The organism is Methylorubrum pseudosasae (genome assembly GCF_029504475.1).
GTDB classification, from domain to species: domain Bacteria; phylum Pseudomonadota; class Alphaproteobacteria; order Rhizobiales; family Beijerinckiaceae; genus Methylobacterium; species Methylobacterium extorquens.
The window spans coordinates 884,869-898,771 of the sequence record NZ_JAQGDU010000002.1; the positions used below are offsets into that span (position 1 = coordinate 884,869).

The 13,903-nt window shown below is 69.4% G+C and carries 16 protein-coding genes; 5 read left to right on the plus strand and 11 right to left on the minus strand.

All coding sequences use genetic code 11. The annotated features are described in order from the left end of the window. Positions 1-27: 27 nt before the first annotated feature. Positions 28-375, plus strand: coding sequence for a DUF3140 domain-containing protein (locus M2437_RS04975; RefSeq protein ID WP_253389547.1), 348 nt, complete (start codon positions 28-30; stop codon positions 373-375). A gap of 11 nt (positions 376-386) precedes the next feature. Here M2437_RS04975 and mtnA read toward each other — a convergent pair whose 3' ends face one another. The 6 genes from mtnA to M2437_RS05005 form a co-directional block, all read right to left on the minus strand. After that, positions 387-1,484 carry an S-methyl-5-thioribose-1-phosphate isomerase gene (gene mtnA / locus M2437_RS04980; protein ID WP_253389548.1) on the minus strand — a complete coding sequence of 366 codons (1,098 nt, stop codon included), beginning with the start codon at positions 1,482-1,484 and terminating at the stop codon, positions 387-389. A gap of 142 nt (positions 1,485-1,626) precedes the next feature. Further along, positions 1,627-1,998, minus strand: coding sequence for a DUF1902 domain-containing protein (locus M2437_RS04985; RefSeq protein ID WP_253389549.1), 372 nt, complete (start codon positions 1,996-1,998; stop codon positions 1,627-1,629). Continuing rightward, the gene (gene serA / locus M2437_RS04990; RefSeq protein ID WP_253389550.1) at positions 1,976-3,583 is read right to left on the minus strand and encodes a phosphoglycerate dehydrogenase; all 1,608 of its coding nucleotides are present in this window, start codon (positions 3,581-3,583) and stop codon (positions 1,976-1,978) included. The genes M2437_RS04985 and serA overlap by 23 nt, the downstream gene beginning before the upstream one ends. A 157-nt stretch (positions 3,584-3,740) precedes the next feature. Further along, positions 3,741-4,916 (minus strand): phosphoserine transaminase, encoded by a 1,176-nt coding sequence (locus tag M2437_RS04995; protein ID WP_012252410.1) that lies wholly within the window; start codon positions 4,914-4,916, stop codon positions 3,741-3,743. Positions 4,917-5,089: 173 nt separating this feature from the next. Then, a complete protein-coding gene (gene trmD, locus M2437_RS05000; RefSeq protein ID WP_253389551.1) occupies positions 5,090-5,812 on the minus strand; it encodes a tRNA (guanosine(37)-N1)-methyltransferase TrmD in 723 nt (240 codons plus the stop codon). Between the two features lie 109 nt (positions 5,813-5,921). After that, entirely contained in the window at positions 5,922-6,239 is a 318-nt protein-coding gene (locus M2437_RS05005) for a hypothetical protein (RefSeq protein ID WP_253389552.1), read from the minus strand. 109 nt (positions 6,240-6,348) lie between these two features. On the opposite strand from M2437_RS05005, the gene M2437_RS05010 reads away from it, so the two are divergent. Next, positions 6,349-7,080 (plus strand): class I SAM-dependent methyltransferase, encoded by a 732-nt coding sequence (locus M2437_RS05010; RefSeq protein WP_253389553.1) that lies wholly within the window; start codon positions 6,349-6,351, stop codon positions 7,078-7,080. Between the two features lie 68 nt (positions 7,081-7,148). Continuing rightward, positions 7,149-7,943, plus strand: coding sequence for a bestrophin-like domain (locus M2437_RS05015; RefSeq protein WP_238509414.1), 795 nt, complete (start codon positions 7,149-7,151; stop codon positions 7,941-7,943). Between the two features lie 7 nt (positions 7,944-7,950). On the opposite strand, the gene rimM is transcribed toward M2437_RS05015, so the two are convergent. From rimM to M2437_RS05040, 5 genes are all read right to left on the minus strand, one after another. After that, positions 7,951-8,622, minus strand: coding sequence for a ribosome maturation factor RimM (gene rimM / locus M2437_RS05020; RefSeq protein WP_253389554.1), 672 nt, complete (start codon positions 8,620-8,622; stop codon positions 7,951-7,953). Between the two features lie 124 nt (positions 8,623-8,746). Further along, positions 8,747-9,109 carry a 30S ribosomal protein S16 gene (rpsP, locus tag M2437_RS05025; RefSeq protein WP_003601547.1) on the minus strand — a complete coding sequence of 121 codons (363 nt, stop codon included), beginning with the start codon at positions 9,107-9,109 and terminating at the stop codon, positions 8,747-8,749. Further along, the gene (locus M2437_RS05030) at positions 9,109-9,456 is read right to left on the minus strand and encodes a chorismate mutase (protein WP_012252404.1); all 348 of its coding nucleotides are present in this window, start codon (positions 9,454-9,456) and stop codon (positions 9,109-9,111) included. Before M2437_RS05030 ends, rpsP begins: the two co-directional genes overlap by 1 nt. Next, the gene (gene ffh / locus M2437_RS05035) at positions 9,453-11,015 is read right to left on the minus strand and encodes a signal recognition particle protein (RefSeq protein WP_253389555.1); all 1,563 of its coding nucleotides are present in this window, start codon (positions 11,013-11,015) and stop codon (positions 9,453-9,455) included. Before ffh ends, M2437_RS05030 begins: the two co-directional genes overlap by 4 nt. Before the next feature lie 18 nt (positions 11,016-11,033). After that, positions 11,034-11,255: a hypothetical protein gene (locus M2437_RS05040; protein WP_003601553.1), complete on the minus strand. Its 222-nt coding sequence runs from the start codon at positions 11,253-11,255 to the stop codon at positions 11,034-11,036. 491 nt (positions 11,256-11,746) lie between these two features. Between M2437_RS05040 and M2437_RS05045 the strand changes: the two genes are divergently transcribed. Together M2437_RS05045 and M2437_RS05050 are read left to right on the plus strand one after the other, a co-directional pair. Further along, positions 11,747-12,253, plus strand: coding sequence for a hypothetical protein (locus tag M2437_RS05045; RefSeq protein ID WP_253389556.1), 507 nt, complete (start codon positions 11,747-11,749; stop codon positions 12,251-12,253). A gap of 558 nt (positions 12,254-12,811) precedes the next feature. Further along, a complete protein-coding gene (locus tag M2437_RS05050; RefSeq protein WP_253389558.1) occupies positions 12,812-13,897 on the plus strand; it encodes an aromatic ring-hydroxylating oxygenase subunit alpha in 1,086 nt (361 codons plus the stop codon). Positions 13,898-13,903 lie beyond the last annotated feature (6 nt).

Consider the following 13,903-nt stretch of genomic DNA (forward strand, 5'->3'; position numbering starts at 1 on the left):
GACGATACCGGGAGGACGAGGGGCGCCATGGCCGAGAAAGACGATCACGAGACGATCTGGAAGGACTTCAAGGGCGCGGTGAACATGACCGCCTCGGCCCTCGAAAAGTTTCTGGAGACCGACGAGAGCCAGTCGGTCGGCCAGAAGAAGGAGGGCAGCGAGGCCACCGGCCACAAAGAGGGCCGGCGCATCGTCGAGATCCTTCACAAGAAGAAGGCCGACCTCAGCGACGACGACTACGCCCACATGAAGAAGGTGGTGGGCTACGTGAACCGCCACCTCAAACAGGGCGGGCCCGAGGACAAGTCCAAGACCGAGGACTCACCCTGGCGGCTGTCGCTGATGAACTGGGGCCACGATCCGCTGAAGGATTGACGGTCCGTTCGTCAGGCGGCCCGGCGCCGCTCCGGATAGAGCCCGGCCAAGCCGTCCTCGGAGGCGTCGCAGACGCCGCGCTCGGTGATGATGCCGGTGACGAGGCGGGCGGGCGTCACGTCGAAGGCCGGGTTGGCCACCGGGCTTCCCGGTGAGACCACGGCGACGGTGGCGAAAGCGCCATCGTCGGTGCGGCCGGTGAGATGGGTGACCTCGCGGGCGTCGCGCTCCTCGATCGGGATGTCGCGCACCCCGTCGGACAGGGTCCAGTCGATCGTCGAGAACGGCAGCGCCGCGTAGAACGGGATGCGGTTGTCGGTGGCGGCCAGCGCCTTCAGATAGGTGCCGATCTTGTTGCAGACGTCGCCCGACGCCGTGGTGCGGTCCGAGCCGACGATGCAGACATCGACCTGCCCGTGCTGCATCAGGTGGCCGCCGGCATTATCGGCGATCACGGTGTGCGGCACGCCGTGGGCGTTGAGCTCGAAGGCGGTGAGCGCCGCGCCCTGGTTGCGCGGCCGGGTCTCGTCCACGAAGACGTGGACCGGCACGCCGGCATCGTGCGCGACGTAGATCGGCGCCAGCGCCGTGCCCCAATCGACCGTGGCGAGCCAGCCGGCGTTGCAATGGGTCAGCACGTTGACCGGCCCGTCCTTCTCCGCGGCGATCTCGGACAGGATCTTGGCACCGTGCTCGCCGATGGCGCGGCAGCTCGCGACGTCCTCGTCGGCGATGGCAGCGGCCTCCGTGAAGGCCAGCGCCTCACGCGCCGATTGCGGGGCGCGGCGCAGCACGGCGGCCATCCGGTCGAGCGCCCAGCGCAGGTTGATCGCGGTCGGCCGGGTCGCGGCGAGCGTCGCGGACGCCCGCTCGATCCCCGCCTCGCTCGCATCCTGCCGCATGGCCAGCGCCATGCCGTAGGCCGCGGTGACGCCGATCAGCGGCGCGCCGCGCACCACCATGGTGCGGATCGCCACCGCGGCGTCGTCGAGGCTTGCCAGCCGCTTGAGTTCGAAGGCGAAGGGCAGCCGGGTCTGGTCGATGACCATGACGGCATCGCCGTCGGCCTCGGGGAAGATGGTGCGGTAGGGGCGGCCGTCGATCTTCATGGGGTGCTCGCGCGTGAGAGCATCGGCTCGGCCGCGGCCAGGGCCGTCCGGAGCGATGCCTGACGATGTCTCATCGCGCGAGTGTGTCGCCAGGATGACCCCGGGCGGTCAAGCCGTCCGAGGCCGTCTTTCGACGGCGTTTTCAGCGCTTCACCCGTTCGACGTAGATGTCGAGATAGGCGCCGTCGTCGAGGCCGAGCAGGTCGCGGATCATGCCGGGCAGCTTGCACAGCAGGGCCGGCATGGTCGGCGCCTCCGTAGCGAGGCCCGGCACCGGCGAGTCGTGCACGAAGAAGACGCCGGCCGCCTCGTTCCAGGCGCAGCGAACGGTAAATTTGCGGGCTATCGCGCGATCCTCTTGGTCAGGGGGGAGGGAGGACGGCGCGGGGAGCGCCGTGCCGTCGCTGTGAAGGGGGCGGTCGGGATCGTCCGCCGGGGCCTTGGTGGCCTCAGCCGGGGGCTTGCCGGCCTTAGCCGGGGGCTTGCCGGCCTCAGAAGCGTACGGGGCGGACACGTTTCACCTGTGGGATCGCTTCGATCGCCTTCAGAACCTCGGGAGAGACCTCGGCATCGACCGCCACGAAGGCGATGGCGTTGCCGCCCTCGGCCTCGCGGCCCATCGCGAAGGTCGCGAGGTTGACGCCGGCCTCGCCGAGCACGGTGCCGAAGCTGCCGACGAAGCCCGGCCTGTCGTGGTTGCGCACGTAGAGCATCAGCGGCGCGAAGGGCGCGTCGATGTTGATGCCGCGGATCTCGATGACGCGCGGCTTGCCGTCGTTGAAGACGGTGCCGGCGGCGTCGCGCGGCATGTCCTCGGCATCCACGGTGATGCGCACCACCGATTCGTAGTCGCTGGCCCCGCCCTCGCGCTTGATCTCGTCGATGACGATCCCACGATCCCGCGCGATCACGGGGGCCGAGACCATGTTCACCTCTTGCAGGATCGGACGCAGCACGCCGGTCACCGCTGCCGAGGTCAGCGCCCGGGTGTTCATTCCGGCCACCGCACCCTCGTAGGTGATGCGGATGCCCTTGATCGGCGCTTCCGTGAGCTGGCCCAGGAACAAGCCGAGTTTTTCGCACAGGGCGACGAACGGCTTGAGGCGCGGCGCCTCCTCGGCCGAGATCGAGGGGAAGTTGATCGCGTTGGTGATGGCGCCGCTGAGGAGGTAGTCCGCCATCTGCTCGGCGATCTGGAGCGCGACGTTCTCCTGGGCCTCGGAGGTCGCGGCGCCGAGATGCGGCGTGCAGATCACGTTCGGGTGGCCGAAGAGCGGGTTCTCGATCGCCGGCTCGGTCACGAACACATCGAGGGCTGCGCCCGCGACATGGCCGGAATCGAGGGCGGCACGCAGCGCAATCTCGTCCACGAGGCCGCCGCGGGCGCAGTTGACGATGCGCACGCCGCGCTTGGTCTTGGCGAGGTTTTCCTCCGAGAGGAGGTTGCGGGTCTTGTCGGTGAGCGGCACGTGCAGGGTGATGATGTCGGCCCGCGCCAGCAACTCGTCGAGTTCGACCTTCTCGACGCCGATCTCGAAGGCGCGCTCCGGCGTCAGGAAGGGATCGTAGGCGATCACCTTCAGCTTGAGCCCGATCGCCCGGTCGGCGACCACGGCGCCGATATTTCCGCAGCCGACGACGCCGAGCGTCTTGGCCGTCAGCTCGACGCCCATGAAGCGGTTCTTCTCCCACTTGCCGGCCTGGGTGGAGGCGTCCGCCGCCGGGATCTGGCGGGCGAGCGCGAAGATCAGGGCGATGGCGTGCTCGGCGGTGGTGATCGAATTGCCGAACGGCGTGTTCATCACGATCACGCCCCTGGCGGTCGCGGCCGGCACATCGATCGTGTCGACGCCGATGCCGGCGCGGCCGATCACCTTCAGCCGGGTGGCCTGCGCCAGCAGCTTGTCCGTCACCTTGGTGGCGGAGCGGATGGCGAGCCCGTCATATTGGCCGATGATGGCGGCCAGCGCCTCCTTGTCCTTGCCGAGGCCGGGCTGGAAATCGACCTCGATGCCGCGATCGCGGAAGATCTGGACGGCGGCGTCAGACAGGGCGTCGGTGATGAGGACCTTGGGCTTGGTCTGGGTGAGCTTAGGCACGGGAAGCACCTCGCATCATGCGGGCGCGCAGGATCGCTGCCTCTCACGGAGGCATGGCCGGTCGCCGCGTCGCGCGGGACATCACCGGCGGATCGCTGGAGCCCGTCAATAAGCAAATGGCCGGTCTCGCGACCGGCCATCATGACGTCTCAGACCCTCAGGCCGCCGCGGCGGCGAGCGCCGCCTTCTCCTGGGCAAAGGCCCAGTCGAGCCAGGGGGTGAGCGCCGCGAGGTCGGATGCCTCCACGGTGGCCCCGCACCAGATGCGCAGGCCGGCCGGCGCGTCGCGGTAGGCACCGAAGTCGAAGGCGACGCCTTCTTTTTCCAGCCGCGTGACGAGGGCGGCGGCGAACGCCTTCACCGCGGCATCGCCCTTGGCGAGCACGTCCGAGTCGGTGATCACGAGGCAGACGCCGGTGTTCGAGTAGGTCGCCGGATCCACCGCGAGATGGCCGATCCAGGGGGTGCGCGCCACCCAGTCATGGATCACCCGCGCATTGGCGTCCGCCCGCGCATGAAGCGCGTCGAGGCCGCCGATGCTCTGCGCCCAATTCAGGGTGTCGATGTAATCCTCGACCGCGAGCATCGACGGCGTGTTGATGGTCTCGCCCTTGAAGATGCCCTCGAGCAGCTTCCCGCCCTTGGTCAGGCGGAACACCTTCGGGATCGGCCAAGCCGGCGTGTGGCTCTCGAGGCGCGCCACGGCGCGCGGCGAGAGGATCAGCATGCCGTGCGCGGCCTCGCCGCCCATCACCTTCTGCCAGGAATAGGTGACGACATCGAGCTTGTCCCACGGCAGCGGCATCGCGAAGGCGGCCGAGGTCGCGTCGCAGATCGTGACGCCCGCGCGGTCGTCGGCGATCCAGTCGCTGTGCGGGACCTTCACGCCGGCGGTGGTGCCGTTCCAGGTGAAGACGACGTCGTTGTTCTTGGTGTCGATCGCGTCGAGCTTGGGCAGGATGCCGTGCTCGCCGACATGCACCTTCGGGTCGATCCGGAGTTCCTTGAGCGCGTCGGTGACCCACTCGGCGCCGAAGGAATCCCAGGCCATCACCTCGACGGGCTTCGGGCCGAGCATCGACCACATCGCCATCTCGACGGCGCCGGTATCGGAGCCGGGGACGATGCCGATCCGGTAATCGGCGGGGATGCGCAGAACCTTGCGGGTCAGCTCGATGGCTTCGGCGAGCTTGGCTTTGCCGACGGCCGAGCGGTGCGAGCGGCCGAGCGCGGCACCGGAGAGGGCATCGAGGCTCCAGCCGGGACGCTTGGTCGTGGGGCCGGACGAGAAATAAGGCACGCGCGGACGCGCGGCGGGCATTTGAGCCGTCATGTCATCCATCCTTCCAGATGGTTGCCTCCCGTTGGGGGGAGGTGTCCCGCCGCTGGAGATGACGGATCACGCGCCACAATGCAAGCGGCCATTCCTGCATTCAGCGCCGTGTGTGCTGCCGGTGACAGAACGATGGTTCAGTTGCCGGAAGAATAGATGTGGTGAAGTTCCATCTAAGGTTCGTCCCGCTCCAGCAGGTCGGGGCGGCGCGCCCGCGTCAGCGCACGGCTCTGCTCTGCCCGCCAGCGGGCGATGGCGGCGTGGTTGCCGCCCATCAGCACGTCGGGAATCGTCCGGCCCTCCCACTCCCTCGGCCGGGTGTAGTGCGGGTATTCGAGCAGCCCGCCCTCGAAGCTCTCCTCGACGCCCGAGGCGTGCTTGCCCATCACGCCGGGCAGCAGGCGCACGCAGGCGTCGATGAGCACCACGGCCGCGATCTCCCCGCCCGACAGGACGTAGTCGCCGATCGAGACCTCCTCCAACGCGCGCGCCTCGATCACCCGCTCGTCCACACCCTCGAAGCGGCCGCAGACGATGATGGCACCGGGACCCTCGGCCAGCGCCCGCACGCGGTCCTGCGTCAGCGGCCTTCCGCGCGGAGACATGAGGAGGCGGGGGCGGGGATCGTCTGCCGGCGCCGCGGCGTCGATGGCGGCCCCGAGCACGTCGCAGCGCAGCACCATCCCGGCTCCGCCGCCGGCCGGCGTGTCGTCGACGTTGCGGTGCCGGCCAAGCCCGTGCTCGCGGATCTGACGCGGCTCCAGGCTCCACGTCCCTCGGCCGAGCGCGTCCCCCGACAGCGAATGACCCAGCGGACCGGGAAACATCTCCGGGTAGAGGGTCAGGACGGTGGCCCGCCAGGGGGCCACCGTGCCGGGGAGGATGGGCTCGCTCATGCCGCTTGATGGCGGCGGCGGGCGGGCCGGTCAACGGAGGCCACCCGCCGAACCATCGTCATGAGCGGTGAGCGTCGGCGTTCGGACGACGGCTGTGCCGACGCGACGGTCAGCGCCGGGCCAACGGTGCCCGCCGCTTCGGTGCGGAATTGCGATGGCTTTTGAGCTGCCGTTGCGGGCGCGGGCGGATGCGGCGCTCGGCCGGGTCCATGCCGGGCTCGGCGTAGGGCTCCGCGGAATATCCGGACGGCCGGTTCACCGTGGAGAGGCCGAACGGATCGGGCGAGCCCATGGGAAGCCCGACCGTCGCGCCGGGCATGCCCTGGGCCTGGGCGAGGCTCGCCGGGAGGAGCGTCAGCGCCAGGGCGGCGGAAGCCGCGAGGATCGCGTGGCGAAGGAAGGGAGGGCGAAGCATCGGGTTGTGCATGGGGTTCTCGTTCGCGCCTGGGTTCGGACCTGCCTCCACAGAACGGGGACAGTTCACGAAGGTTCGCCCGGGCGGGTGCGTTCCGCGCATTTGCGCGTTGGAAGCCGGCATGACCCGTTTTGCCGCCGCCCTCGTCCTCCTGTCGCTTCCGGCCCTCGCGGCCGAGCCGCTCGCGCCTCCCGGCGCGCCGGCCGAGCAATTCCCGAGGCCGGATCGCCCGGTCGCCGAGATCGTCGCGCCGCAATGGGCGCATGAGCGGGAGCGGGACAAGGCCGATGAGGTGGGGCAGGTCGCCCGCCTGATGCGGATCGGCCCCGGCGAGACGGTGGCCGATATCGGCGCGGGCAGCGGCTACTACGTCTTCCGTCTGAGCCCCCATGTCGGCCCGCAGGGGCGCATCCTCGCGCAGGACATCACGCCGGATTACCTCACCGATCTGGAGCGCCGGCTCGCGGAATCGGGGTTGTCCAACGTCACCCTGGTGCGCGGCGAGGCGCACGACCCGCGCCTGCCGCCCGGCTCGGTCGATGCGGCGGTGCTGGTCCACATGTACCACGAGATCGCCCAGCCCTTCGGCCTGCTCTGGAACCTCGCCGCCGCGATGAAGCCCGGCGGCCGGGTCGGGATCGTCGATGCCGACGCGATCCCCTCGCGCCACGGCACGCCGCCCAAACTCCTGCGCTGCGAGCTCGCGGCTGTCGGCTACCGCGAGGTGTCGATGACGCGGCTGAAGGGCGGGGTCGGCTATCTCGCCGTCTTCGAGGCGCCCGCGCCGGACCGGCGGCCGGCACCGGAGACGATCCGCCCCTGCCGGGACGAGGCCACCCGCGAAAGGCGCTGAGGCGTCTTTACCGAATTGGAGGGGTTGGCCGGCCACGCTGCCGGCCCGTCCTCGTAATCCGCTCGGCAATGATCCTCGACCTCTGGCTCGACCAACCCGTCTGGTTGATGTTCACCCTCCTCTCGGGCGTCTTCCTCGCGCTCTGTCTGCTGTTGAGCCTGCTCTCGAACCTGCCGTGGACGCGGTCGGGGATGCGCCTGCTCGCGGGCGGAATCGTGCCGCCCTATATCGGCGTGATCGCGGTGCTGCTCTCACTGCTGACGGGCTTTGTTGCCAACGATGCCTGGGAGCGGCAGCGGCAGGCCAGCCGCGTGGTCCAGGCCGAGCGGTCGCACGCGCTCGCGGTCTACGATCTCAGCATCGCCTCCGCGCCGGACATGAGCGGCCTGCGCACCTCGCTGTTCGCCTATCTCGATGCCGTCGTGAAGGAGGAGTGGCCCTCCATGGCCGCGGATGGCGCTTCGGCCCCGGCCGTCGGCCAAGCGCTCGGGCGCCTGCTCCAGACGGCGGCCGACCCGCGCACGGCCGCGGAGGCGGGCGAGGCGACCTATGCGGCCCTTCTCGAAGCGGTGATGCAACTCCGCTCGGCCCGTAGCGAGCGTCTCGCCCTCAGCGCCGCGCGCAGTGACGAGAGCAAGTGGCTGACGCTGCTCGTGCTCGCAATCCTGACGCTGACATCGATCGCCCTCGTCCATTGCGAGCGCCCGTTCGCGCAAGCGACGACGCTTGCGCTGTTCTCCGCCGCGATGGTGACGACGCTCAGCGTGATCGCGATGCACGAGCGGCCCTTCGATGGTCCCCTGGCGCTGTCGTCCGAACCGATCCGCCTCGCTCGCGTCGCGATGGAGGCGGGCACACGCTGATCGGTGATCAGCCCGGATCGTCCGCGGGCTTCGGACCCGGCGGGGCGAACAGATCGTCGGGCGGGTCGGCGACGACCTTTCCGCCGGCGATCTCGAGGCTGGGCACGAACGCCTTGGTGAAGGGCAAGAGCGCGGTCGGGCCACCGGCCGCCGGGCGGATCTCGAGCAGGTCGCCGCCGCCGAAATTCGGCACCGCCACGATGGTGCCGATCACCGTCCCGGCGCCATCCTCGACGGTGAGCCCGATCAAGTCGGTGAGGAAGAACTCGTCCTCGTCCTCCAACTCGCCCAGACGCTCGCGGGCGATCGAAAGGGTGACGCGGTTGAGGGCTTCGGCGCCGGTGCGGTCGTCCACGCCCTTCACCCGCACGATCAGCAGGTCGGGGGAGCTACCGGCGGCGGGCCGGACATTGGCGAGTTCGAGGGTGCGCCCGTCGGAGGCGTGCAACGGACCGTAGCCCGCGATCGCCAGGGGCTCGCTGGTATGGGATTTCAGCCGGACTTCGCCGTGCAGCCCGTGCGGCCGGCCGAACTCGCCGAGCAGGACAAGCCCCGGATCGGGGGAGGCGGGCGGTGTGGGGGCGGCGGCGTGCGGCTTACGGGCCGAGGTGACGGCCTCCGCAGGGAGGCGGTCGGACCGCGCAGGTCCGCGCGATGAGGATCCGGGGCGGCGGGCCATGCAGTCTGCCTGTCTCGATCGGTCAAATGTCCCGCCCCGGACCCAGCCGGGTCCGCCCGGCTCGGGCGGACCGGAGCGGATCCCGGGCAAGCCCGGGATCCGTCGTGGGGAGGGACGGCCTGGCTTACGCCGCGGCGTCTTCGGCCGGGGCGGCAGCCTTCTCGGCGCGCTTGGCGGCGCGCTCCTTGGCCTTCTCGCCCGGCTCGGCCTTCTGCGGGTTGTTGCGGGTCGGGCGCTTGGCGAGGCCGGCGGCGTCGAGGAAGCGCAGGACGCGGTCGGTCGGCTGCGCGCCCTTGGCGAGCCAGGACTGGATCTTCTCGTTGTCGAGCACGATCCGGGCCGGATCGTCCTTGGCCTTCATCGGGTCGTAGGCGCCGACCTTGTCGATGAAGCGGCCGTCGCGCGGGGCGCGGGCGTCGGCGATGACGATGCGGTAGTACGGGCGCTTCTTGGCGCCGCCACGGGTGAGACGGATCTTGAGGGACATCAGTCGTTCCTTTCGGTGTCGGGTTTCGCTGGAGTGTTCTGATCGACGCTTTCGGCGATCGTCCGGTGGTGCCGAATGACTTCCTTGACCACGAAGGCGAGGAATTTCTCGGCGAAATCGGGGTCGAGCTTGGCTTCGACCGCGAGATTTCTCAGGCGCTTGACCTGACGGGCCTCCCGATCCGGATCGGAGGGAGGCAGACCCTTGCGGGCCTTCAACTCGCCGACCCGCTGGGTGCAGCGGAAGCGTTCGGCGAGCAGATGGATGAGCGCGGCATCGAAATTGTCGATGCTCTCGCGCAGGCTTGCCAGCTCGGGATCGATTCCTTGCGCGGACAAGATTGTCATTTCTTCTTACCCGGCAGGAAGCCGCCCAGCCCCGGCATCTTCGGTCCGCCCAGACCCGGCAGGCCCGGCATCTTTCCACCCCCGAGCCCCGCCGGCATCGGCGGCAGCTTGCCGCCGAACTGCTTCTCGATCTCGGCGATCTGCTCCGGCGTCGGCTCCGGCATGCCCGGCGGCAGCTTCATGCCGCCCGGCAATCCGCCCGGCATGCCGCCGCCCAGACCGAACATGTTGCCGAGCGCCTGGCCGATGCCGCCGCGCTTACCCGAGCCCATCGCCTTCATCATGTCGGCCATGGTCCGGTGCATCTTGAGGAGCTTGTTGATCTCCTCGACCTTGACGCCGGCACCCGTCGCGATGCGCTTCTTGCGGCTGTTCTTGAGGAGGTCGGGGTTCTTGCGCTCGCCCGGCGTCATCGAGGAGATGATGGCGCGCTGACGCTTGAACATCTTCTCGTCGAGATTGGCGCCCTCGACCTGCTTCTTCATCTGCCCCATGCCGGGCAGCATCCCCATCAGGCCGCCGATGCCGCCCATCTTCTCCATCTGGGCGAGCTGCATCGACAGGTCTTCGAGGTCGAACTTGCCCTTCCGCATCTTCTCGGCGGTGCGCAGGGCCTGCTCGTGGTCGATGGTCTCGGCCGCCTTCTCGACGAGCGAGACGATGTCGCCCATGCCGAGGATGCGGTTGGCCACCCGCTGCGGGTGGAACTCCTCCAGCGCGTCGACCTTCTCGCCGACGCCGACGAGCTTGATCGGCTTGCCGGTGACGGCGCGCATGGAGAGCGCCGCGCCGCCGCGGGAATCGCCGTCCATGCGGGTCAGCACGATCCCGGTGACGCCGAGGCGCTCGTCGAAGGCGCGCGCGGTGTTGACCGCGTCCTGGCCGGTGAGCGCATCGGCCACCAGCAGGACTTCGTGGGGTTTCGTCGCCGCCTTGACCTCGGCGGCCTCGTTCATCAGGCCCTCGTCGACCGTGGTGCGGCCGGCGGTGTCGAGCATGACCACGTCGAACCCGCCGAGGCGGGCGGCTTCCATGGCACGCTTGGCGATCTGCACCGCCGACTGACCGGCGACGATCGGCAGGCTCTCGACCTCGACCTGCTTGGCGAGCACCGCCAACTGCTCCATCGCCGCGGGACGCCGCGTGTCGAGGGAGGCGAGCAGCACCCGGCGCTTGTCACGCTGGTTCAGCCGCCGGGCGATCTTGGCCGTGGTGGTCGTCTTGCCCGAGCCCTGGAGGCCGACCATGAGGATGGCGACGGGGGCGGGTGCGTTGAGATCGACGACGCTGGCATCGGTGCCGAGCATCGCGATGAGCTCGTCGTTGACGATCTTCACGACCATCTGGCCGGGCGTCACCGACTTGAGCACGACGGCGCCCACCGCCTTCTCGCGCACCTTATCGGTGAACGAGCGCACCACCTCCAGCGCCACGTCGGCTTCGAGCAGCGCGCGTCGCACCTCGCGTATGGCGGCGGTGACGTCGGCTTCCGTCAGGGCGCCGCGGCGCGTCAGGCCGGAGAGGATACCGGAAAGGCGGTCGGAAAGGCCTTCGAACATGTGTCGCGTCAGCCTGGGCTACTGGTGAAGGCCGGCATTGGCCACGCGGCGCGCGCGGAGCGCATCCTCGAAGGAGGCCACCGCACGGGCGAACTTGTCCCGGCACGCCGCATCGCAGAAACCCACCACCGCACCGTTGTAGAGGGTCAGCGCCTCGGGCACGATCGGCTTGCCCGACCACGGGCAGAGGTCGTTGACCGCATCCTCGATGCGAAGGGTGGTGTCGCTCGCGGGCGCCATGGCAGGGCTCGTTTGACGCTTCGGCGCACGTCCGGCAACGACAAGGGCGCCCGAGGGCGCACACGCGCTGTCGGACGTTGACCTCCGGCCCCTCGGGCCGGTCGGCGGCTCATCGTGACGTTCGAACGTCGAAATGGAGCCGGGCGGATAGGCCCTGGCCCGCTCCAAGTCAATCCCAAGCCCGTTTCCTATCAGGGCCATCGCTCGAAAGCGATGACCCTGATTTATTGCCGGCCTCACTCGCCGGCGCCCGCCTCCGCGGGCTTAGGCTTCCGCTCCGCTCGATGCTTTCTGGGGCTCACGCCCAGAAAGCCCGCTCCGCGCGGCGCTCTTCGCGCCGCGAAGCCGCGCCTGCGGCTTCGAGCGATGGCCCTGCATTTTCCAGGGCGATCTCGAAGGATGGGCTGCCCGCTGACTGATGCGGGACTGTACCCGAAACGGACGTAAGCGGATGGTTAAGCTTTACTCTTCGTTAAGCATGTTGGGGTCTGATGCTCGTCAACGCACCGCTGGAGGTGCCCGAGGACTTCCCGATGTCGGAACCCGCGCGACAGGCCCCGTCCCCCGAGCCCGGTCTCCGGTCTCCCGCTGCCACCGCGCCGCTGCGGGATTGGCTCGCCACCATGCGCACCGCCATGTCCGACACGCCTGCCGTCGAGACGCGCAGCGCGGAGCCCGCTCCCGCCGAGCCGGACGCCGAGGCCCGCAACAGCGGCTGGTCGCCCCGCCTCGTCTCCGTCGCCGCAAAGTCGGCTGAGGCTGCCGACGAGGACGTCGCCGAGATCATGGCCGAGAACATGATGCTGAAGGCCCGGCTCCGGCTGGAATCCGAGCGCCGCGACGAGCTTCAGGTCATCCTGGCCCAGGAAATCCGCGAGCTGCGCGCCCACATCGCCGAAGAGGTCGGCAAGATGGACGACCTGCGGACCGAGCGCGATCTCTGGCGCGCCCGCTGCGAGGCCCTGGCTGCCCCGCTGTTCCAGGTTCAGCACCGCTGAGCGTTTCCGAAACACGAGAAATGCGAAGGGCCGCCCCGAGGGGCGGCCCTTCCATTGTCGAACCGGTCAGTCCGACGAAACCTGCTGAGATCCCGCGAGTGCGTTAGGCGCACACGCCGGAGGCAACAGTCCAGGTCTTGGTCGTCGGCGACGGCTGATGACAATGAGACACTGGATCACCTCCTTTCGTTCGTTGCGGATGAGCCCAAGGTAGGGGTGATTTTCGCCGTGCGAAAGAGCCTTGGCGGCCGATCCGGTGCGTTGTCTCGCCGCGGTGCAGCATGCGGTTCCGCCGCGGCAATCGCTGACAGCGATTCCCCAGGCTTCTCTTCCGGCCTCGAGCGCCGGCGGTCGCCCCCGCGAACTTAGGCTGTCGCTCCTCTCGGTGTTTTTCAGGACCAAGATCCTGAAAACCGCTCCGCGCGGCGCTCTTCGCGCCGCGAAGCCGCCCGAGCGGCTTTGAGCGATGGCCCTGAAGGTCTCATATTCGTGCCGCTGGCCGCCGGGCGGCGAGGAGCCTAAAGAGGGCGCCCGTCAGCATCGGGCCCGTCAGACGCCATGTCCTCCGCCACCGCCCCGCGCATCTCTACCGACGACGCCCTCGATCCGCGCGCCATGCGCGAGCCGTTGTCGAACGCCTGGTACTGCGCCGGCCGTGCCTCGGCGGTCGCGGGCGGAAAGATGCGGGCCGTCGCGCTCAACGGCGAGCAGGTCGTGCTCGGCCGGGCCAAGGACGGCAGCCTGTTCGCGCTGCGCGATCGCTGTCCCCATCGTGGCATGGCGCTTTCCAAGGGCAAGTTCGACGGCGACACGCTGATGTGCCCGTTCCACGGCTGGCGCTTCGGCACCGACGGGCGCTGCCGCGACGTGCCGACGCTCTCCGCGCACGACGCCTCGGACTTCTCGCGCATCGCGGTCCACCGCTTCCCCATCGTCGAGAGCGCGGGCTTCCTCTGGGTCAATCCGCATCTCGGCCCCTCCGACCCCGGCGCCGTGCCGGCGGTGCCCTCCCTCGATTTCGAGCCGGCCGGCTGCCTCGTGCTCGAACTGGAGGTCGAGGCCTCGTTCGATCTGACGACGCTGAGCCTCGTCGATCCGGGCCACGTCGCCTTCGTCCACGACACGTGGTGGTTCCGGCCCTCGAAGGAGCTGCGGGAGAAGGTGAAGACCTTCCAGCCCGTGCCGCACGGCTTCGTCATGACGAGCCACGCGACCACGACGAGTTCGCCGGTTTACCGCCTGCTCGGCGGGGCGCCGGAGGTCGAGATCGAGTTCCGCCTGCCCGGCGTGCGGCTGGAGCGGATCAAGGCGGGCACGAAACGCGTAGCCAACTACACCTTCGCCACGCCGATGGGCCCCAACCGGACGATGCTGACCAACGCGCTCTATTGGAGCATGCCGGCGCTCAACCTCCTGAAGCCGATCGCCCGGCCGCTGATGCGCCAGTTCCTGACCCAGGATCAGCAGGTGCTCCAGCACGCGCAGGCGGGCCTCGACCGCAAGCCGACCATGGTGCTGCTCGGCCAGGGCGATCTGCCCTCACAATGGTATTTCCGCCTCAAGCGCGAGGCTCTGGAGGCGGCGCGCGAGAGCCGCCCCTTCGCCAACCCCCTGACCCGCCAGGAGCTGCGCTGGCGCTCGTGAGGCCCT